Genomic DNA, 19,867 nt, shown 5'->3' with positions numbered 1-19,867 from the left:
TCAGGCTCCATCGGTCGCTGGGCTGGTGAATTTGTCGTAGAAGACCTGGTCGGTCGGCACGTTGCTTGCCTCCAGCAACGTCAAGGCGGCGTCCACCATCGGCGGCGGACCGCACAGGTAGACCTCGCTGCGGTGCAACTCGGCCTCGCGGCGCTCGACCACCTCGGTGACGTTGCCCTGTTCGGCGGAAGCATCGGCACCCTCCATCGACTCCGACAGGCAGGCGACGAACTCGAACCCGGCCAGGTCGGCACCGAGTTCGGAGATCACGTCCAGGTAGAAGAGATCGGCCGCGGTCCGGGCGCCGTAGTAGAACCGGACCGGCCGGGTGCTGCCCGTCTCCCGCAGATGCCGCAGGATGGACAGGATCGGTGCCATCCCCGCGCCACCGGCGATACAGATCACCGGCAGCACGTGGCCGTCCTTGAGCGTCGACGAGCCGTACGGGCCGGTCAGCGACACCACGTCGCCGACCTTCAGCTCGCCGTCGAGCAACGCCGAGAACCGGCCACCGGGGTACTTCTTGATCAGGAACTCGAGCTCGCCCGCGGTCGACGGCGTCGTCGCCATCGAGAACGAGCGGTGGTCTTCGGTCCCGGGGATGGTGATGTCGACGTATTGTCCCGGCTTGAAATCGAAGGCGTGCCCGGCCGTCAGGCGCAGCGAGACGATGTCGCGGGTGACCGGCTCGATGGCGCTGACCTCGGCGCTGACGGTTCCGATCGGGATGCCGCCGAGCAGTTCGTCGGGGTCGAAGTTGAGCAACTCGATCGTGCAGTCGCTGTAGGCGTGCGCCCGGCACAGCAGCACGTACCCTTCGGCGACCTCGGCGTCGTTGCAGGCGAAGGTCGAGTAGCGCTCCATCTGCAGGTCACCTTCGAGGACGTACGACTTGCAGGCAGAGCACTGGCCCTCCCTGCAGCCGTGCATCAGGTGGATGCCCTGCCGGAACGCCGCGTCGAGGATCTTGTCGTCCTCGGTGACGTCCATCTCGATGTCGACCGGTTCGAAGCGAATGCGATGGCTGTCGGCCACGACGGCCTCCTCACGCTGGCTGGTGGTTGGTACGGCTGGATGGAACGGCCGATGGCGCCGGACGACAGGGCAACACAGCGCCACCGGCCGGGTCAGGGGTCAGCCGGCGGCCTTCGTGCCGTTCGCCTTGTACGCCGCGACGTGGGCCTCGCGCTCGGCGTCCGACATCTGGTTCAGCAGCACGTTCGGGCTCATGAACGTGTTGCCGCGGACGTCGTCGAGGGTCCACATCTTCTTCGGGTCGTCCAGGTCCAGGTGCGGCTGGCCGATCAGCGTCTTGCCGTCGTCGCGGACGTAGCCGAGATCCGCCACGATGTCGGCCAGGTCCTTGTTGTGGTGCAGCGTCTCCCACTCGCGGAACCCGGTCAGCCGGCCCATGTTCGGCGTCGGCCGGCCCTCGTACTCGCTGCGGAACGCGACGGCATCGGTCCAGTAGCAGGTCTCCGAGCAGTAGGTGCGCCACTGGTCGTCGACCTTCTCGGTGACCATGTCCTCGCGGATCAGCGCCGGCACCATGCAGGTCCAGCAGCGGTGCGGGTACTGGTACCCGACCTCCTCGAACGCGATCGGCTTGTTCCGGCCCGGGTAGGCGAGCCGGTTGTAGTTCTCCCACCACTTGCCGTACTTGGAGTACCAGCCCGGGTACTTGTGCTCGAACCACTCGAAGTCGGTGTCGGTCATGGCGTCGATCCGCCAGTAGTTCACCGGCCAGCCGGTGGCGAAGAACCGCGCCACCTCGTGCACGTAGCCCTTGTTGGTGATCCGGTTCCAGGCCTCCTCGACCAGGTCGTGCGGGATCGTGAGCCCGTACTTCTCCAGCGGCAGCAGGTAGCTGCGGTAGTAGTCGTCGTAGATCCAGCGACGCCACATCTCCGCATAGCTCTCCCGGTCCTTGCGCCGGTCCTTCGTGCCGTACTCGATGAAGGTGCCGATCGCGGCGTCCACGACGCAGTGGTTGTTCCACCACGCGTAGCGCAGGTCGCGTTCGAGCAGCGGCCGGTTGCGCTCGTCGGCGAGTGCCATCAGCAGGATCGAGTACCCGTTGCTGATGTGCCGCGACTCGTCGGACTGGACCGAGTGGACCACCGTCGGCAGCAGGTAGTCGCCGTTGGCCGCCGCCTCGTCCGGCATGGCGACGAACAGCGTGTTCGTGAACGCGGTCTCGGCGACCACCGTCAGATAGATGTTCGCGGCGGTGATCGCGTCACCGGTGATGAACCCCTCGCCGAACTGCCGGCCGATGGTGCCCGCGTAGTTGTTCGCGAACGCCTTCTCGGTCATGTCGAAACCGGCCGGGTCGATGTAGTTGTTCATGTACAGCTTCTTGAGGTTCATCTGGATCGTCGAGTGCCGGACCTCGTCGATCATCTGCACCGCGAGACCGTTGTGGATCTCCGGGTTCGGGACCGCGTCGATCGCCATCGGCATCGCCCGGGCCGCGGAGATCTCCGGGAACGGGATGATGCTCAGGAACAGCTTCTGCCACTCCAGCCAGCGCTGCTGGACCTGGCGGAACATGTTCCCCCGGATCGCGCCGTCCATGGCGCCGTAGACCCGGTTGTCCTTCTCCTCCTCCATCGGGAAGTAGGACCGCATGATCTGCTTCAGCGGGTCCTTCTTGGGCGCCCGCTCGAACGTGTAGTCCGTCCCGAACCGGGTGGCCGGCGTGGCGAAGGTCGGCTCCCACGAGAGTTCGGTGATCTTGGCATGCGCCTTGGTGAGACTCTGCCTGCTCATCTCTGCCTCCAGAATCGGCTGTGTTGCAGCGATGAAAGCTGTCCGATGAGCGGGCCGCTGTCTCAATGTGAGACGCCGTTCTGCGCCGTGCGACCTACTGTTGGTGATGTTCCGCTGTCCATCAGTCGCCGAGCGGAGGGAGCCGGGATGCCCACCGACCTGCCTGTCCGGAACACGATCCGGATGTCCTGGCAGCGCTCTCAGGCGTCGCTCGTCGACGCCGACCAGCCGGCGCCGTCGTACTTCGCCGGGATCGACTACGACACCACGCTGACCAGGGCCGCCCGGCCGGTCATCGACGCGCTGTCGTCGGAGCTCACCAACGAACCGGTGTGCATCATCCTGACCGACGCCAAAGGGGTGGTGCTGGACCGTCGCGGCGGTGACCGCACGCTGATCCGGCGTCTGGACTCCGTCGACCTGGCCCCCGGGTTCCGCTATGCCGAGTCGGAGGTCGGCACCAACGGCATCGGCACCGCCCTGGAGGTCGGCGGGCCGATCCTGGTCCTCGGCGAGGAGCACTACACCGGCGTACTGCGGGGCTTCGCGTGCGCCGGGGCGCCGATCGCACACCCGGTCACCGGCGGGCTGCTCGGCGTACTCGACATCACCACGCAGGCGAAGAACTCGAATGCCGTGCTGCTGTCGTTCGCCAAGCTCGCGGCCCGGCGGATCCAGGAGCGCATCGTGGAGGAGGCGAACGCGCTGGACCAGGCGCTGCTGAGCGACTACTACGCGGTCTGCCGGCACACCGGCGGCTCCGTGATCGCGCTCGGCGACGAGGTCTTCATGATCAACTCGCACGCCCAGCAGCACTTCGACTCCACCGATCAGGCCGCTCTGATCGATCGCACCCGGGACGCCCGCGGTGGCACGAAACCGGTGACGTTCATCGCCGACCTGCCCAGCGGGACCATCGCCCGGCTCGCCTACAACCCGACGTTCCTGGGCGACACCCTGGCCGGTGGAGTCATCCAGATCAAGGAACAGCGGCCCGGACTGCGTACGACCAGCGAAGGGCGCGTACCGGCACTACCCGGTGTCGCCGGGACCAGCGCCTTGTGGCGGCACACGATCCAGGAGGTGCTGGACGCCACCGCCCGGGCCGAGTGGCTGGTCGCCGAGGGCGAGTCCGGCGTGGGCAAGCTGACTCTCTTGCGCAGCGTGCACGACTACACCTCGCCGAACGGCAGACTGGCGATCGTCGATGCAGCCGACCCCGCCTCGGCGGACGAGTTGCTCAGTCGCGCCGGGAACGAATTGGAGTCCGGCGCGGATCTGATCATCCAGCACGCCCATCTGCTCAGCGGCGAGACCATCGAAGGCCTGACCGAGTTGCTGCAGGGTGCCCGTGACGGCTCGATCGGCCGGGATCCGTGGGTCGCACTCACGATGCTGACCGGACAAACCGGCGGCTCCGAGCAGCTCGGCACCCAGCTCCTGCACTTCTTCCCGCGGACGGTCGCGGTGCCACCGTTGCGCCATCACCTGGAGGACGTCCCGGCGCTCGCGCGGCATCTCCTCAGCAGGGCCGGGATCACCGGCGTGACGATGTCGCCGGCCGCGACCAACCAGCTGATGCGACTTCCCTGGGCCGGTAACGTCACCCACCTGCGGCGGGTGCTGACCGAGGTCGCCCGTCGCCGCCGCTCCGGCGTCATCGAACTCGACGACCTGCCGGCCGAATGCCATGCGACGACGCGACGCCACCTGACCAGGATGGAAGCCCTCGAGCGCGACGCCGTCGTCGGTGCGCTGGCCGCCCACAACGGCGACAAGACCGCCGCGGCCGCCGCGCTCGGCATGTCCCGCGCGACCATCTATCGCAAGATCCGCGACTACGGCATCGTCAGCTGAGTCGTCGGCTCCAGGCCATGCTGCGATGCTCGAGCCGGCCGGTGGAGGTGATCCAGATCACTCCGTGTTGGATGTCCATCCGGGCACTGTGCGCTCGACGCAGTGACGACAGCACACCGGATCGAATCCCACGGAGGACAACAGATGCGCACCCTGATCGCCACCGCGTTCGTTTCACTCGACGGCGTCGTCGAGGCGCCCGGCGGAGAACCGGGCTACCGCAACTCGGGCTGGACCTTCAAAGCCGTCGCGTACGACGAGGCCGCGTACGAACTGAAGGGCCGCGAACAGAACGAGGCCACGGCCATGATGATGGGCCGCGTCAGCTACCAGGCGTTCGCGCCGGTCTGGCCCGGGATGACTGTCGACTTCGCCGGCTACAACGCGATGCCGAAGTACGTCGTATCGACCACCCTGCAGGACCAGGACCTGGTGTCCACCTGGGGCGAGACCACCATCCTGCGGTCGCTGGACGACGTCGCGGCGCTCAAGCAGACCGAGGGCGGTCCGATCATCATCCATGGCAGCGCCACCCTGAACCGCAACCTGTCCGACGCCGGCCTGATCGACCGCTACCACCTGCTGGTCTTCCCGGTCCTGCTCGGCGCCGGCAAGCGAATGTTCAGCGAAAGCGACAAGGACCAGCAGAACCTGACCCTCGTCGAGAGCCAGTCCTACCCGAACGGAATCCAGAAGCTGGTGTACGACGTCACCCGCTGACCGACCTGAGCCGGCCGCGCAGGGTGTCCGGGAAGCGGTCGAGCATTGCGCGGACCTCGTCGGCGTCGACGTTGGCGCCGAACAGTTCGGTGTCGGGGCCGAAGCGCACACCTTCGGCCAACGGACCGGCCGGCACCGGGTCGAAGCCGAGTGCGTCGACGATCCCCGCGACCACCTCGACGTCACCGGGCTCCCCCGCGACCGCGATCGCCTTGCGGTCCGGGGCTCCGGCCGGCCGGGCGCCGTCCTCGAGGTCGTGGTAGCCCATGTGGTTGAACGCCTTCACCACCCGCGCTCCCCGCAGGAACTCCTGGACGATCTCACTGGACGACGTCCGCGGATCGGTCAGGTCGTCGCGGCGGCCGTCGATCTCCCACCAGTAGTTCATCGCGTCGATGACCAGCTTGCCGTCCAGCGCCTCGGCCGGGATGCTCCGGTACTTGCCGAGCGGCAGCGCGAGGATCACCACATCGGCCTGTGCTGCTGCTTCGGCCGCCGTCGTCGCCACCGCACCGGGCGTGACGACCTCGACGATCAGCGCGATCTTCGACACCTCACCCGAGCCGGCGATGAGGACGTGGTACCCGGCAGCGACCGCGAGGCGGGCCAGAACCGTGCCGACCTTGCCGGCGCCGAGGATTCCGATCGTGGGCTTCATGCCAGCAGCTCCCGGACCATCGGGATCACCTTCGCGCCGTACAGCTCGACCGCTTTCAGCCGGGCACTGACCGGCACCGAACCGGCGCTGTAGATCAGGTCGAACCGGCCGACGTCCAGCTTCTTCACCGCGTCGGCGATCCGCTGCGCGACGGTGTCCGGCGAACCGACGTACATGGAACCGTGGGCAACCTCGGCGTCGAACTCGGACCGCTTCACCGGCGGCCAGCCGCGCAGCGCCCCGATCCGGTCCCGCATCACCTTGTACCGCGGCCAGAACACCTCCTTAGCCTCCTCGTCGGTGTCGGCGACGAAGCCCGGCGAGTGCATCCCGACCGGATGCGCGACGGTCCCGAACTGCTCGGCCGCCCGCCGGTACAGGTCGACGTACGACGAGAACCGCTCCGGCGACCCACCGATGATCGCGAGCATCAGCGGCAGCCCGTAGTACGCCGTACGCACGACCGACTGTGGTGTTCCGCCGACGCCGACCCAGGTCGTCAACCGGCCGGACTCGGTCTTGGGATAGACCTCCGCGTTCTCCAGCGCGGCGCGAGTGGTGCCGCTCCAGGTGACCGGCTTCTCCTCGAGCAGCCGCGCGAACAGCTGCAGCTTCTCCTCGAACAGGACCTCGTAGTCCTGCAGGTCGTAGCCGAACAGCGGGAACGACTCGGTGAACGAACCGCGGCCGAGAATGACCTCGGCCCGGCCGTTCGAGATCGCGTCGACGGTCGAGAACCGCTGGAACACCCGGACCGGATCGTCCGAGCTCAGCACCGTCACGCCGGAGCCGAGCTTGATCCGGGACGTGCGCGCCCCGATCGCGGCGAGCACCGTCTCCGGGGTGGAGATCGAGTACTCCGGCCGGTGGTGCTCGCCGAGCGCTATCGCGTCGACGCCGAGCTCGTCTGCGAGCACCGCCTCGTCGATCACCTGGCGGATCGCGGCCGCCGCCGACACCAGCCGGCCCTCGTCGTCCTCCGGAATGTCCCCGAAGGTGTCGAGGCCGAACAACAGCTCGCTCATCAAGCGTCCTTCCCTCTCGTTGGCAGGTCCAGTGTGCAAGATCTGGTTGACATGTCAACACGAGAGGAGGCGTGGTTCATTCCTGCAGGTCGGCCGGCAGGCGGAAGATCAGCGGTCGTGCCAGCGCAGGTCGCAGACGACCGCGCGATGGTCGGACGGGAACACACCGTCGACCGCCTCGCCGGCGATCATCGCCGACTCGACGTTGACCAGCTGGTCCTCGTGACCCGGCCGGTAGAAGATGTGGTCGATCCGCTGGTCGACGAGTTCCGGCCCGGCTTCGAGCGGAGCGCTCGGATGGCTCGACGGCAGCGTGACCGCGTCCTCGGCACCCCCGCCCGCGATCCACGCATCGATCAGCACCTCGCGCAGCGGCCGCAGTACGGCGCTGTCGGCGGCTGCGTTCAGATCGCCCATCGCGAGCGAAGGACACGGCCCGTCCGTCGCGGGATCGGTGGCGAGGTCAGCCAGCAGAGCGGCCTGGGCCAGCCGGTCGTCGCTGTAGGTAGTGGCGTGCTCGAGGCAGGCCACCAGGACGGGCAGCGGCCCGGCCGGATGTTCGACGGTCGCTCTGAGTACGACGGGGTCCCAGGCGCGATGGCGCGATGGCATCGCGATGGCTTCGTACTGCGTGATCGGCCAGCGGCTGAGCAGAGCAACCCCGAGCTCGACGCCTTCCTGGTCCGGATTCTCGGGTGACTCCGGCGCCACCGGATACGAAGGCGCCGCGAAGACAGCCTGCAGACCGAGAGCATCGGCGAGCTCGTCGGCCTGTGTTCCGGCTTCGGTGCCCCACACCTCCTGGAGCGCGATCACGTCCGGAGTGAACCGGCGGAGAGTCTCCAGGATGCCGGGCTGCCGCTCCCGCCAGCGGGGACCGAACCGCCACCAGATGTTCCAGGTCATCGCCCGGAGTTGGTGGTCCACCGGTCAGCGGTCCGACAGCTCGGGGTCCAGCGGGTCGGGCTGATCGTCGGGAGGTGAGCCGACCTCGGGGGTCTGCTCGGGCAGCCGGGTCTCGTCGACGAGGTCGTCGACCAACGGCTCTTCACCGGGGTGGTCGGTCATCACAGCGTCCTCTCGGGGTCGGAGCTCCCAGATTCCGGCGGCAGCGAGGGCTTCGCGGAGCTACCAGATTCCGGCGGTAGCGAGGGCTTCGCGGACCTCGGGGTCCGCGACGGTCAGGTCGAACCGGCGCCGGGCAGCCCAGCACCGCCGCTGCGCAACGTCGACCAGGTGCGGCAGCACATCGTGGTCCGCGGGATCCAGGATCGCCCTCAGATCCAGGATCACCGCGGCCGTCTTCAGTTCACAGGCGTCGACCAGCAACTCGCGAGCAGCCGCCGCGACCGCTTCGGTCAACACACCCTCGACTACGACTCGCGCGGTCTCGGCATCTACCTCGAGCCGTACGGCAGGCGTCGCCGTCGCAGCTTGGTCGTAGGTCTCACCATCGACGATGGTCATTTCCCCCGGCCCTTCCCTCACACATGCAACGAGTACCCGCACACTGCCCGACGAGTAGGAGCCCGGTACCCCGTTCATCCGCTGTCTAATCGGGGGTACTGGACAGGTATGGGAGAACCGCCACGACGTACCGGCAGGATCTCGAGTCAGGTGTGGAGATCGCTGCTGTTCACCGCTCTCGGCTTCACGATGACCGTGGCCGGGCTGATCCTCAGCGCCACCGGTGACGGACCGGTCGGTCTGGCCATCGCGCTGCTCGCCTTCGGCTCGATCCTGGTGGTCGCGGGCGCCTACCGCCGGCAGGGCGAACGGCCGTAGCCCCCGGCCCGGCGGCGCCCGGCCGCTGCGGTGACGTGCCCTGGCGGCTGGACGGCCGTGGCGGTGGGTCGCGGCTAGGGCTCGCGGCGCTTCTTGAGCAGGGAGTGGGTGCCGTCGCACAGCGGTTTGCGGGCCGAGCGCCCGCACCGGCACAACGCGATCGTGGCGCGGCCCGGATCGATCAGCTCGCCGGCCTCGTCGCGTAGTTCGAAGTCGCCGCGCACGAGCAGCGGCCCGTCGGCGTACGCCCGGATCACGGCGCCCTCGCTGTGTTTGTCGTCCATGACCAGTAGGTGCCCAAACTTATGCATACCGGTTTCGGACCGGGTACCGGCCGCTCGAACGAGGAGGGTGACGATGCGAGTACCGCCTGCACGGGGGCCACTGAGCGGCTGGCTGATCAGCCGCCTGGAAGGCCACTCGGATCCCATTCCGCCGGTCGACAGCGACCGCGCGGCACTGTGGGCCGACGAAGATTTCCAGCTGGCGCTGTGGTGCTGCTACGAACTCAGCTACCGCGGCTTCGACGGCGTACCCGCCGAGGCCGAGTGGGATCCGGACGTCCTGGCCTTCCGGGCCAGGCTCGAGGAGCCCTGGTCGGACTGGCTCCGCGCCACCTGGTGGCCGAAGGCAACGAGTGAGCCGGTGTCGACGCAGTTGCGCCGGATGATCGACGCCGACGACGGCCCGTCGCTGGCGGCGTACCTGCATCGGCACGCCGACCTGACCCAGTTCGCCGAGTTCGTCGCCAACCGGTCGGTCTACCAGTTGAAGGAGGCCGACCCGCACAGCTTCGGCATCCCCCGCCTGGACGGGGCGGCGAAGGCCGCGCTGGTGGAGATCCAGGCCGACGAGTACGGCGGCGGCCGGCCCGAGCGGATGCATGCCGAGTTGTTCCGTACGACGATGCGCTGGCTCGGGCTCGACGACAGCTACGGGTACTACGTTCCCGACGTACCGGCCGTGACGTTGGCGCTGTCCAACGTGATGTCGCTGTTCGCGTTCCATCGTCGCTGGGTCGGTGCGCTGGTCGGTCACCTCGCGGCGCTCGAGATGACCTCCACCCTGCCGAACCGCCGGTACGCCGCCGGTGCCGCACGCCTCGGCGCCACCGCGGACCAGGCACGCTACTTCACCGAGCACGTCGAGGCGGACGCCGTCCACGAGCAGATCGCCGCACACGACCTCTGCGACTCCTACGTCGCCGATCATCCCGAAGCGGCACCGGACGTGCTCTTCGGCGCGGCCTGCTCACTCGGCATCGACAATCTGTTCGCCACTCACCTGCTGACCAGGTGGAACGCCATCGGGGAGGAACAGGCAGCAAGCTGAGTTCGATGCCAGCCACTGAGCCAGATGAAGGTCCGTACTACGGTGTGATGGAGCTGTAAGGCGTGGAAACCTACGCACGGGGAACCGGGGAGGCACTGCGCAGCCTCTCTGGGGAAATGAGGACCGTGACCGATTCGTCGGCCGACTCGACCGGCCAGCAGGTGGTGGCCCACGGTCACGAGCTCGTCAGCAACCTCGACGACGGGCTCCTGTACTGCGTGCGCTGTCCCCTGGTCGCCTACGACCTGGACGACGTCGCCACCGAGCCGGAATGCCCCATGCCGCTCGGGAACTAGGGCCGCTCATTTCTGTAGCGCGCCGACGGCGAAGGACACCACCAGCACCGAGAGCATCAGCGCCGAGACCGACTCGACCGCCATCAGCAGCTTGGCGCGAACGCTCAGCGGCATGGTGTCGGTCGGGCTGAAGGCCGACGAGTTGGTGACCGAGATGTACAGGTAGTCGATGAACCCGGGCGCCCAGCCCGACTTGGCCGACGACCGCACCGCGACCTCGCTGATCGCGTCGTGGTCCTCGTCCTGCGGGAACCGGAAGTCGGCGTCGGGCAGCCCCGGCCGGGACACCCGGGCCCGCGTCACCGGACCACCGCGATCCAGCTCCCAGTACGCCAGCGCGAACACCAGGACGTTCGTCAGCCAGACCTGCCCCGCAGCCGCCAGCAGTTGCCCGCCGGCCACCGCGTCCCCGACGACCAGCGAGTGGATCAACAGCACCAGCGCGGTCGTGTTGGACAGCGCGATCAGCAGCACCAGACCGATCGACAGCCTGCGCAGCAACCGGTTCTGCCGGCTCATCCGGCGCGGGTTGGCCAGCATCAGCGGGATGAACAGCAACAACTCCAGGGCCGGGATCACGTAGCGCGGCCCGATCTGGAACGAGCGCGGCAGTACGGCGTACAGCCCGATCGCGACCATCACGCCCGCCGCTGCCGGCAGCCGGGGCTCCCCCGGGTGCGTCTGTCCTGCTCGCTCCTCGGCCATGCCAGCCACCCTGGCACAACCCAGCGCCCGAGGCGGGGCGACGGGGCCGCGTTGCGTCGCGGGTGGACCGGATGCGAGCCTGTCGCGGTGGTGGACACAGGGTTACGCGGCCGGCAGCGGGAACTCGCACTCCTCGACGGCTTGGTCAGTGCGGCCCGGTCCGGCCGGAGCGAGGCCCTGGTACTACGTGGCGAGGCGGGGGTCGGCAAGTCCGCCCTACTCGACTCGTTGGTGGCCCGTAACCAGAGCTGCCGGATCGCCAGGGCCGTCGGGATCGAGTCCGAGATGGAGCTCGCCTACTCCGGCCTTCATCAGCTCTGCCAGCCGTTCCTGGATTCGATCGACCGGCTCCCGCCGCCTCAGCACGACGCGCTCGGGACGGCGTTCGGCCTGCTGACCGGGCCGACGCCGGACCGGTTCCTGATCGGCCTGGCCGTCCTGAACCTACTCTCCGGCGCCGCAGACCAGCAGCCGGTGCTGTGCGTGGTCGACGACGCCCAGTGGCTCGATCTGATGTCGGCACGGATTCTCGCGTTCGTCGCCCGCCGGCTGGAGGCGGAGTCGGTGGTGATGATCTTCGCGGTTCGCGACGGCAGCGAGCACGAACTGACCGGGCTGGCCGAGCTGGAACTGAGCGGTCTCGGCGAGGCCGACGCGGCGGCACTGCTGGACTCCGTGCTGCCGGGGCCGGTCGACCCCCGCGTGCGGGACCGGATCGTGGCCGAGACGCGGGGCAATCCGCTGGCCCTGCTGGAACTGCCACAGAGCTGGAGTGCCGCCGAGTTGGCCGACGGCCTGACGCCGGACTCGCTGGCCGGCCGGATCGAGGACGGCTTCGTGCGTCGCCTCGAATCGCTGCCCACGGAGACCCGGATGCTGCTGCTGACCGCGGCCGCCGAACCACTCGGCGACGCGACCTTGCTCTGGCGCGCCGCGGAACACCTCGGGCTCGGGGCGGACCCGGCGACGCCCGCGATCGCGTCGGGGCTGATCACCTTCGGGCAGCGGGTTCAGTTCCGGCACCCGCTGGTGCGCTCGGCGGCGTACCGGACGGCTTCGCCGCAGGAGCGGCAGGCCGTTCATCGCGCGCTGGCCGAAGTGACCGATGCCGACACCGATCCGGACCGGCGGGCCTGGCACCGGTCGCAGGCGACGTCTCGGCCCGACGAAGAGGTCGCCGCCGAGCTCGAACAGTCGGCGATGCGAGCGCAGGCGCGCGGTGGCTTCCACGCGGCGGCCGCGTTCCTGGAGCGCGCCGCGGAACTGAGCCCGTCTCCTGGTCGCAGAGCCGATCGCGCGCTCGCAGCAGCGGCCGCGAAACGCGGGTCGGGAGCGCTCGAGGCAGCGCTGGCCCTACTCGGCAGTGTGGCCGCCGGGCCTGCCGACGCACTCCGGGCAGCTGAGGCCGAACAGCTGCGCGGACAGATCGCCCTGGACCTCGGCCACGCTCGCGACGCGGCCGGCCTGCTGCTCGAGGCCGCCCGAGGACTCGAACCGCTCGATGCCACCCGAGCCCGGACGGCCCACCTGGAAGCGATGTCGGCGGCGATCTGGGCCAGCGGGCCCGACGCTCCCGGCGTACTGGCTCAGGCTGCGAGCGCCGCTCCTCCCCCGGTGGAACCGGCTACCGCGGCCGATCTGCTGCTGCAGGCTTTCGCGAAGCGGGTCCTGCGTGGTTATACGGCTGCCGCACCGGACCTCACCAAGGCTCTGAGCGAGGCGCGCGATGCCATCGTCCGCGCCGAGGATGTCCGCAGCTGGCTCTGGCTGGCCGGGAACCGGGCCGCCGGGATCATCGCACTGGAGGTCTGGGACTTCGCCGCCGCTCAGGAGCTCGCCGTTCGGCAGGAGCGGATGGCCCGGGAGACCGGCGCGCTCGTCCAGTTGCAGTTCGCGCTCAATTTCCGCGCCAATCTCGACTGCCTGACCGGCGACCTCGCCGCCGTCGCCCGGCTGGTCGAGGAGGGCCGCCAGATCGCCATGGCGACCGGCAAACCCGAGGTCGGCTTCGGCGGACTCCTGCTGGCCGCCTTCCGCGGCACCGAGCAGCCGGCGACCGACCTGATCGAGGCGACCATCGCGGCGGCCACCGAGCGCGAGCAGGGCCGCATGGTCGACTTCGCGTTCGCTGCGAAGTCGGTGCTCTGCAACAGCCTCGGCCGGTACGACGAGGCCCGGGACGCAGCGCTCCGGGTCTTCGAGCAGGACGTCCTCGGGTACGGCGTACTGGTGGTCAGCGAGCTTGCCGAAGCGGCCTCCCGGACCGGCGCCACCGAACTCGTCGAGTCCGCTCTCGCCTGGCTGACCGAACGCACCGCTGCCACGCCGACCGATTGGGGACTCGGCATCGAGGCCAGGGTCCGTGCACTGCTCAGCGCCGACGAGAAGGCCTACCGCCGGTCGATCGAGCACCTGAGCCGGACCACCCTCCGCGTCGAAGTGGCCAGAACACAACTCCTGTACGGCGAATGGCTGCGTCGCGAAGGCCGCCGGGTCGACGCGCGCGAACAGCTCCGGTCGGCCCACACCGTTTTCACCGCCGGCGGACTCGAAGCCTTCGCCGAACGGGCCCGGCACGAGTTGCTCGCCACCGGTGAGACGGTCCGCAAGCGCTCACCGGAGACCAGCAGCGACCTCACGGCCCAGGAGGCGCAGATCGCCGGCCTGGCTCGCGACGGCCTGACCAACCCAGAGATCGCGGCGCAGCTGTTCATCAGCCCGCGCACGGTCGAGTGGCATCTCCGCAAGACGTTCGCAAAGCTCGGCATCACCTCCCGCCGACAGCTCCGCACTGCAGTGTCCTGAGCCTTACGGGTCTTCTACCCCAGCACTGCTGCGGTGCGGACTGTCATACGCTCGCCGGGGCGGGTGAAGATGCTCAGGATCTCCGCGGGCTCCTCACCGGTGCTGCCGAACCAGTGCGGGATCTGGGTGCCGAACTCGGCGATCTCGCCGGGTCCGAGCACCCAGTCCTGGTCGCCGAGAACGATCCGCATCCGGCCGGACAGCACGTAGATCCATTCGTGGCCGTCGTGTGCTCGTAGCTGTGGCGTGACGTTGCCGGAGGGGATGACGATCTTCCACGCCTGCGTGCCGTCCGGCTGGCGCGTCAGCGGGATCACCGTCCTGCCCTTGACCTGGCCGGCCTTGAGGTGGATGCGCGGATCGCCCTGCTCCGGTGCCGCGACCAGATCGCCCAGTGGTACGCGGTAGACGTGCGACAACGCCAGCAGCAGCTCCAGGGTGGGCCGCCGCTGTCCCGTTTCGAGCCGCGACAACGTGCTCTTCGAGATCCCCGTCGCCTCGGTCACCTCCGCGAGCGTGAGCCGGCGCCGGGTCCGGACGTCCTTGAGCCGGCCGGCGACCTGCTCGAGCACGCCGGCGATCTCGGTCGCTGAGGTGTCCTTCACGCGCCTCATCTGACGCCACTTTCCCAGTTTCGGCAACCTTCGTAGCCGAACACCGGCCTTGGCTCCAGCCTGGAAACACCAGCCGGTACGACGTACCGCCCGTTCCCAAGGAGTCCCCGTGACCACGCCCGACCCGACCACCGTCCCCGGCCCACCGAGCAAACATCAGCTCGCGCTGATGATCTGGCTCGCCGTCTTCCCGACCCTGACCGTGCTCAACCTCGCCCTCGGCGACTGGCTGCGGACCCTCACTCCGGTCGTCCGCACGTTCGTCCTCGCCACGATCGCCGTCCCGATCGTCATCTACGGCCTGATGCCCCAACTCCACCGAGCCCGCCGGTACCTCCTCATCCGCACCACCTCCAGGAGTGCATCGTGACCATCGCACCTGTCGTCGACGCGGACAGCACGGAACCGGCACTGACCGTCCGCCGCTCGAACGTCCTGCGGGTCGGCTACGCGTTCATGGGAGTTGGGCTCGCGATCGTCAAGTGGCCGCTGCTGATCCACGACGTTCGGTCGCTTCCGGTGCCGGCCGGAGTCGTCACCTGCCTGCTGACCGGCCTTTCGCTGCTGGTCTTCCTCGGCCTCAGATACCCCGTGAAGCTGCTGCCGATCCTGCTCTTCGAGGTGATCTGGAAGGTCATCTGGGTCGCCACGGTGGCGATCCCCCACCTCGTCGCCGGCGACCTGAACCCCGAGGCCCACGCGGTCTTGATCAACTGCCTCTTCGTGGTGGTCGTCGTGGCGGTCATCCCGTGGCGGTACACGTGGACCCGCTTCGTCCGCGCGCCAGGTGATCCTTGGCACTAAGGCTGTTGTTCGAAGGTGGGTCCGGCGAAGAGGCCGTCGCCGTCCGGGAGCTCCATCAGGGCGACGGCCTTTGCTTTCAGGCCGTACATCGCGCGGGTAGCGGCTCCGAGTAGCTCCGGGCGGCCGTTGAAGGCCTCCTCCAGTTGCCGGAGCAGCGCGCGGTACGTCTCGTTGAAATCCTCCTGGGCGACCCGGATCGGAGTGCCCACCGCGTGATCGGCCAACCGGGGATTGTGGCGCAGTGGGCGGACGCCTTCGAAGTCCACCCGCACGGCCTCACCGGTCGGACCGGACTGTGGCGTGTCACCGCGCTGGTAACGCCGGCCGACCTTCAGTTCCTGGAACCGGTAGTAGTGCGCGACCTCGTCATGGTCGGGATGGAAGATGTCCTGGTCGCCGTCCCAGACCTCACCTCGGGCGGTGCCCTCACCCTCGTCGACGATCTCCTCCAGTGCCGTCAGGGCCGACTCCAGATCCTTGACCGCGGCCACGTGGCCGCCACTGTGCCGGAACGGGCCCGCCGACACCTGGCGCGCCGGATCGCCGGAGAAGACGGCCTCCGCGCCGAGTTCGGTGCACAGGTACCGCAGCCCGTCCTCAATGGCGCTGTAGAACTGCCCGATCGTCTCGTACCGATCCGTTTCGGCCGGGCCGCCGGGCGGCGCGGGGCGTTCGAGGCGCAGGAACATCTCGAGCGCTTCCGGCCCGAACGGCACCAGCGACAACTCCAGGTCGCGATCGCCGTGCGGCAGCCGCCGAGGATGAGGCGGCAATATTCCCGGCTTGTCCAGTCGCGGTTTCCCGCCCACGGCGTTGAGCAGGTTGGCCGCCAGCGCGAGGTGGATCATCTCCTCGACGAAGACCCCGGCCACCGCCTGAACAGCGTCGGGATTGCGCGCTTCGTCGAGCGAGTACAACGCGTACAGATAGGGCGGCAGTGTGGCGTGCTCCAACTCGATCGCCCATTGCAGATGCTCCCGCAGGCTCTCCAACGTCCTGATCGGCGCCAGCACCGCGGTCCGCTCTTGCTGATCCATAAGGGTTTCACTCCGGTGATCGAAGAACGGTGACGCCAAGCGCCACCCGGTCACCAGCTAAGACAGTTCACCCCCGCGTGCTGTGACAGCTTCATTGCTCGAAGAGCATCGCGGTGGTGCCCGCGTCGACGAAGAGTTCGATACCGGTGATGGCGCGCGCCTCAGTGGAGAGCAGGAAGGCGACGGCATTGCCGATGTCGATGGACTCGATCGCGGTGGGGAGCATCTGCTTGGTGGCGACGAAATCGGCCAGCAGGTGTTCGTTGCCCCGGCTCTCCACCGCACCCGGGTGGACGATGTTGCAGCGGATGTTGCGCAGGCCGTAGTCCCGCGCGATTCCCCGGGTCAGCGCGGCGAGGGCGGCCTTCGTCGCGGCGTACAGGGTGAACGTCTCGGCGGCGCCGGCGGCGTGCACCGAACCGATGTTCACGATGCTGCCGCTGCCTCCTGCCAGCATGACCGGCAGGACCTCGCGGATACAGGTCCACGGCCCGCGGTAGTTGATCGCGTGCACGCGATCGAAGTCCTCCGGCGTCGCGTCGGCACCGAGCTTGCGCAACCCGACGCCGGCACTGTTGACCAAGGCATCGATCCGCCCGTACTCCCGCACCGTCGCGGCAACCACTTCCCGCACCGAGTCGGCGTCGGTCGCGTCCAGGAACATCGGTACGGCGTGAGCTCCCGCGCCGCGCAACTCCTCGACCACCGCCTCGGCCGCCGGCAGGTCCTGGTCCGCGACCACGACAGTCCATCCTTTGGCCGCGAGCGCCCGGCAGATCCCGTTGCCGATCCGAACCCCGCCGCCGCCCGTGACGATGCAGACCGACTCACTCATCCCGTATCCCTCCGCCGCTGTCCTGGTCGGCCTCATTCCATCAGGTCGGCACGCGAAGAATGCCCCCGCGGGCAGGCGGGGGCATTCTCCGGGATCGGACCGGCTACTTCGCCAGCGTGTAGCGGATCAGGTCGTTGCGCAGGACCTCCCCGGAGACCTTCACGATGCGCAGCGTGTGCTGAGCATCCGTCAGGCCGGTGCGGCTGAACACCTGCCGCGTCGTCACCCGTACGTCGTTGTGCAGGTTGACCCGGGTGACCAGCTTGCCGTCCAGGTACACGTCGGCCTCGCCCTGATCCGGCGCAAGTGCCGTGATCCAGTCGACACCGGTGCCCCGGAAGGTGAAGGTGATCGCCGCGCCGGCCGCCGTCGAGGCGTGCACGTCGTCGCGGTAGTCACCCCGGAAGCTGAAGTCCAGCTTCGTACTCCCGACGGGCTGCGCCGCCAGGTACGCCTTCTTGATCGTCACCACCTTGCCGTCGACGGTGTAGTCGGTCCCCTTCACGAGGGCCTTGTCACCGTTGGCGATCGAGACGAGTTCGCCCGGGTCCCGCCCGATCTCCGTCGTCACGTCGGTCTGGGCACCCTTGTCGAACGCCGCCGTACCGGGGTTCAGCAGACTCTCCTGCCGGACCACCAGCTTGTCGAGCAGCATGAACTGGCCGGACTTCTTCACCGCACGGATCGTGTGGCTCCCGTTCGGCAGGTCCGAGATGCTGTAGACCACCTGCTGCGCCGAGCGCGAGTCCGCATGGGTGTCCACGGTCGCCTTGAACGCACCGTCGACGTAGATGTCGACCTCGCCCTGCGACGGATCCTTCTCGGTGACGTAGTCGACGCCGTTACCGACGAAGCTGTACGAGAAGGCGTCGCCGTTGGTCTCGGTGTACTGCACGTCGTCCTGATAGTCCCCGAGCCCACGCCCGGTACTCCGGCTCCACGAACCCGTGTAGACGATGCCCGCGTCATCGTTGTTCAAGGCAACAGTCCGTACGCCGGACGTGCCGGCCGGCGTCGGCGCAGGCGCCGTACCCGAGTCGGTCACCGTGACCGTCAGCGGCTCCGAGACCGCGGGCACCTCGTAGTTGTTGTTGCGCTGCCAGGTTCCGTCGTACCCGACCCGCAGGTCGTCGTCGTTGACCCGGATCGCGGCCTGCTTCTGCGGCGTGACCTTGAACAGCCGGACACCGTGCGGAGGCACGACCGCCGCCGTGTAGCTGGAGGTGAACTTGCCCAGATCCTTGCGAGCCCACAGGTCGCGCACGGTCGCCGATCCGTCCAGCCCGAGATCCGCGAAGTTCGCCGTCATGTTCGCTTCGGTGGTCCCGAGGTTGAACAAGGCAACGGTGTACGAGCTGTCCGCGTTCAGCGAGTACCAGACCTGCTTGTTGGTCTTGGTCGACACCGGCTGCGCCGGCCGCCCGGCCTGGTTGACCCCGATCACCTCGGGATTCGTGAGCAGCTGCACGCCGTACGAATCCAGCTTGGTCATGTCGTTGCCGATGTAGAAGGGTGCGGCGGAGACGGCCCACAGCGTTGCCGCCGTACGGCGTTCGTCCTTCGTCAGACCGTCCATCGTGCCGTTGCCGACGTCGAGGGAGTCGAAGTCGTTCCAGCCACCCGGCCCCGCGTGCCGCCACCAGTCGGCCGCCTTCGGGAAGAGTCGCGCGATGTTCGGCCAGGCGGTCAGTGCCTCACCCGGGCAGTAGCACTCCACGTCCCACTCGACCCGCCAGCCGTTGGCCACGGACTTCCAGTAGTCGGCGTAGTTGATGTCGAGCGCCCAGGACAGCTCGAGCCAGATCTGGTGCCGCGCGAGGGCTTGCGACCAGCCCTTGACCTCGTCGCGGGCGTCCATCGACAGGTCGTTGTGCCCCGAGCCAGGCGTCACGCTGTCGAACTTGAGGAAGTCGATGCCCCAGGAGGCGAACAGGTCGGCGATCGAATCGATGTACGCCTGCGCGCACGGCTTCGTCATGTCGATGCGGTAGCCGAAGCCCCAGTAGTCGCCCTGCTGCAACGGCTGCTTGGCCAGGTCGCCGGTCTTGCACTCGGGATGACCGTAAACGGGAAGGTTGGCGTCGAGCATCGCCTTCGAGATGCCGGGGATGCTGTAGAGCCCGACCTTCTGGCCGTTCGCGTGGATGTGGTCGATCACCGCCTGCAGGCCGTTCGGGAACAGCTTCGCGCTCGGGACGGGCCGGCCGTACCCGTCGGTGCCACCGTTCCAGGCCGCGTCGATGTTGATGTACTTGTACCCGTACTGCTGAAGCTTCTGGTGCATCGCGTCCGACTGGGCCATCAACTGGGCCGCGTTGATCCAGCCACCACCGTCGTTGGAGTACACCTGCATGCTGTAACTGCTCCACCCCATGTACGGCTTGGCCGCCACAGCCCCCGCCGGCCCGAGCGAGGCGCTCGACGTGGTGACGTTCGCAGGGGTGGAGATGCTCGCGTTCGTAGTACTGGTCGTGGTCCTGGCGTCAGTTCGCGGCGCGGCCGGCGTACCGCGGGGATCCCGCGCGGCGGACGCGGTGATCCCGACCGGCAGCACAGCGGCGACGGCGACCCCCGCGAGCACGCCCCGCACCGCCTTGTTTCGAAGGAACCTGGTCATCAGGG

21 protein-coding genes are annotated in these 19,867 nt (G+C 68.4%); 8 read left to right on the top strand and 13 right to left on the bottom strand.

Annotated elements, in window-relative coordinates:
* A complete protein-coding gene (locus tag DIZ26_RS05915) occupies positions 1–1,035 on the bottom strand; it encodes an FAD-binding oxidoreductase (RefSeq protein ID WP_112238485.1) in 1,035 nt (344 codons plus the stop codon).
* Positions 1,036–1,134: 99 nt separating this feature from the next.
* Entirely contained in the window at positions 1,135–2,772 is a 1,638-nt protein-coding gene (locus DIZ26_RS05910) for a ferritin family protein (protein ID WP_112238483.1), read from the bottom strand.
* Between the two features lie 147 nt (positions 2,773–2,919).
* On the opposite strand from DIZ26_RS05910, the gene DIZ26_RS05905 reads away from it, so the two are divergent.
* Both DIZ26_RS05905 and DIZ26_RS05900 read left to right on the top strand, forming a co-directional pair.
* Positions 2,920–4,629, top strand: coding sequence for a sigma-54-dependent Fis family transcriptional regulator (locus DIZ26_RS05905; protein WP_198675914.1), 1,710 nt, complete (start codon positions 2,920–2,922; stop codon positions 4,627–4,629).
* A gap of 144 nt (positions 4,630–4,773) precedes the next feature.
* A complete protein-coding gene (locus tag DIZ26_RS05900; protein ID WP_112238481.1) occupies positions 4,774–5,349 on the top strand; it encodes a dihydrofolate reductase family protein in 576 nt (191 codons plus the stop codon).
* On the opposite strand, the gene DIZ26_RS05895 is transcribed toward DIZ26_RS05900, so the two are convergent.
* The 5 genes from DIZ26_RS05895 to DIZ26_RS05880 form a co-directional block, all read right to left on the bottom strand.
* Positions 5,339–6,007, bottom strand: coding sequence for an NADPH-dependent F420 reductase (locus DIZ26_RS05895; RefSeq protein ID WP_112238478.1), 669 nt, complete (start codon positions 6,005–6,007; stop codon positions 5,339–5,341). The two genes, DIZ26_RS05900 and DIZ26_RS05895, sit on opposite strands and share 11 nt — an antisense overlap.
* Positions 6,004–7,032: an LLM class flavin-dependent oxidoreductase gene (locus tag DIZ26_RS05890; protein WP_112238476.1), complete on the bottom strand. Its 1,029-nt coding sequence runs from the start codon at positions 7,030–7,032 to the stop codon at positions 6,004–6,006. Before DIZ26_RS05890 ends, DIZ26_RS05895 begins: the two co-directional genes overlap by 4 nt.
* Before the next feature lie 108 nt (positions 7,033–7,140).
* Positions 7,141–7,938, bottom strand: coding sequence for an endonuclease/exonuclease/phosphatase family protein (locus tag DIZ26_RS05885; RefSeq protein ID WP_157979597.1), 798 nt, complete (start codon positions 7,936–7,938; stop codon positions 7,141–7,143).
* Positions 7,939–7,962: 24 nt separating this feature from the next.
* The gene (locus DIZ26_RS37375; protein WP_157979596.1) at positions 7,963–8,100 is read right to left on the bottom strand and encodes a hypothetical protein; all 138 of its coding nucleotides are present in this window, start codon (positions 8,098–8,100) and stop codon (positions 7,963–7,965) included.
* 60 nt (positions 8,101–8,160) lie between these two features.
* On the bottom strand, positions 8,161–8,499 hold the full coding sequence (locus DIZ26_RS05880) for a hypothetical protein (RefSeq protein WP_112238472.1): 339 nt from the start codon (positions 8,497–8,499) through the stop codon (positions 8,161–8,163).
* A gap of 150 nt (positions 8,500–8,649) precedes the next feature.
* On the opposite strand from DIZ26_RS05880, the gene DIZ26_RS37370 reads away from it, so the two are divergent.
* Positions 8,650–8,817 (top strand): hypothetical protein, encoded by a 168-nt coding sequence (locus DIZ26_RS37370; RefSeq protein ID WP_157979595.1) that lies wholly within the window; start codon positions 8,650–8,652, stop codon positions 8,815–8,817.
* A gap of 74 nt (positions 8,818–8,891) precedes the next feature.
* On the opposite strand, the gene DIZ26_RS05875 is transcribed toward DIZ26_RS37370, so the two are convergent.
* Positions 8,892–9,101: a CDGSH iron-sulfur domain-containing protein gene (locus DIZ26_RS05875; protein ID WP_112238470.1), complete on the bottom strand. Its 210-nt coding sequence runs from the start codon at positions 9,099–9,101 to the stop codon at positions 8,892–8,894.
* Positions 9,102–9,174: 73 nt separating this feature from the next.
* On the opposite strand from DIZ26_RS05875, the gene DIZ26_RS05870 reads away from it, so the two are divergent.
* Both DIZ26_RS05870 and DIZ26_RS37365 read left to right on the top strand, forming a co-directional pair.
* Positions 9,175–10,149, top strand: coding sequence for an iron-containing redox enzyme family protein (locus DIZ26_RS05870; protein ID WP_112238468.1), 975 nt, complete (start codon positions 9,175–9,177; stop codon positions 10,147–10,149).
* A gap of 125 nt (positions 10,150–10,274) precedes the next feature.
* Positions 10,275–10,445, top strand: coding sequence for a hypothetical protein (locus tag DIZ26_RS37365; protein WP_157979594.1), 171 nt, complete (start codon positions 10,275–10,277; stop codon positions 10,443–10,445).
* A gap of 6 nt (positions 10,446–10,451) precedes the next feature.
* Here the strand turns inward: DIZ26_RS37365 and DIZ26_RS05865 are convergent, their stop codons facing one another.
* On the bottom strand, positions 10,452–11,150 hold the full coding sequence (locus DIZ26_RS05865) for a hypothetical protein (RefSeq protein WP_112238466.1): 699 nt from the start codon (positions 11,148–11,150) through the stop codon (positions 10,452–10,454).
* 87 nt (positions 11,151–11,237) lie between these two features.
* Between DIZ26_RS05865 and DIZ26_RS05860 the strand changes: the two genes are divergently transcribed.
* Positions 11,238–13,955, top strand: a complete 2,718-nt coding sequence (locus DIZ26_RS05860) for an ATP-binding protein (protein ID WP_112238464.1) — start codon at positions 11,238–11,240, stop codon at positions 13,953–13,955.
* 14 nt (positions 13,956–13,969) lie between these two features.
* Here the strand turns inward: DIZ26_RS05860 and DIZ26_RS05855 are convergent, their stop codons facing one another.
* Positions 13,970–14,569, bottom strand: a complete 600-nt coding sequence (locus tag DIZ26_RS05855) for a helix-turn-helix domain-containing protein (protein ID WP_112238462.1) — start codon at positions 14,567–14,569, stop codon at positions 13,970–13,972.
* Positions 14,570–14,678: 109 nt separating this feature from the next.
* On the opposite strand from DIZ26_RS05855, the gene DIZ26_RS05850 reads away from it, so the two are divergent.
* Positions 14,679–14,939: a hypothetical protein gene (locus DIZ26_RS05850; RefSeq protein WP_232828160.1), complete on the top strand. Its 261-nt coding sequence runs from the start codon at positions 14,679–14,681 to the stop codon at positions 14,937–14,939.
* Positions 14,936–15,373: a hypothetical protein gene (locus tag DIZ26_RS05845; RefSeq protein WP_112238460.1), complete on the top strand. Its 438-nt coding sequence runs from the start codon at positions 14,936–14,938 to the stop codon at positions 15,371–15,373. Before DIZ26_RS05850 ends, DIZ26_RS05845 begins: the two co-directional genes overlap by 4 nt.
* On the opposite strand, the gene DIZ26_RS05840 is transcribed toward DIZ26_RS05845, so the two are convergent.
* The 3 genes from DIZ26_RS05840 to DIZ26_RS05830 all read right to left on the bottom strand — a co-directional run bounded on the left by DIZ26_RS05840 (position 15,370) and on the right by DIZ26_RS05830 (position 19,862).
* Positions 15,370–16,410 carry a ferritin-like domain-containing protein gene (locus DIZ26_RS05840; protein WP_112238459.1) on the bottom strand — a complete coding sequence of 347 codons (1,041 nt, stop codon included), beginning with the start codon at positions 16,408–16,410 and terminating at the stop codon, positions 15,370–15,372. The two genes, DIZ26_RS05845 and DIZ26_RS05840, sit on opposite strands and share 4 nt — an antisense overlap.
* A 91-nt stretch (positions 16,411–16,501) precedes the next feature.
* Positions 16,502–17,245, bottom strand: coding sequence for an SDR family NAD(P)-dependent oxidoreductase (locus DIZ26_RS05835; RefSeq protein WP_112238456.1), 744 nt, complete (start codon positions 17,243–17,245; stop codon positions 16,502–16,504).
* A gap of 103 nt (positions 17,246–17,348) precedes the next feature.
* Positions 17,349–19,862, bottom strand: coding sequence for a X2-like carbohydrate binding domain-containing protein (locus tag DIZ26_RS05830; RefSeq protein ID WP_232828159.1), 2,514 nt, complete (start codon positions 19,860–19,862; stop codon positions 17,349–17,351).
* Positions 19,863–19,867 lie beyond the last annotated feature (5 nt).

Origin of the sequence: Kribbella monticola, from assembly GCF_003261635.1 — a bacterium.
In the GTDB taxonomy this organism is placed as follows: domain Bacteria; phylum Actinomycetota; class Actinomycetes; order Propionibacteriales; family Kribbellaceae; genus Kribbella; species Kribbella monticola.
Note: the sequence above shows the minus strand (reverse complement) of the source record. Positions and strands in the feature narration are given on the sequence as shown.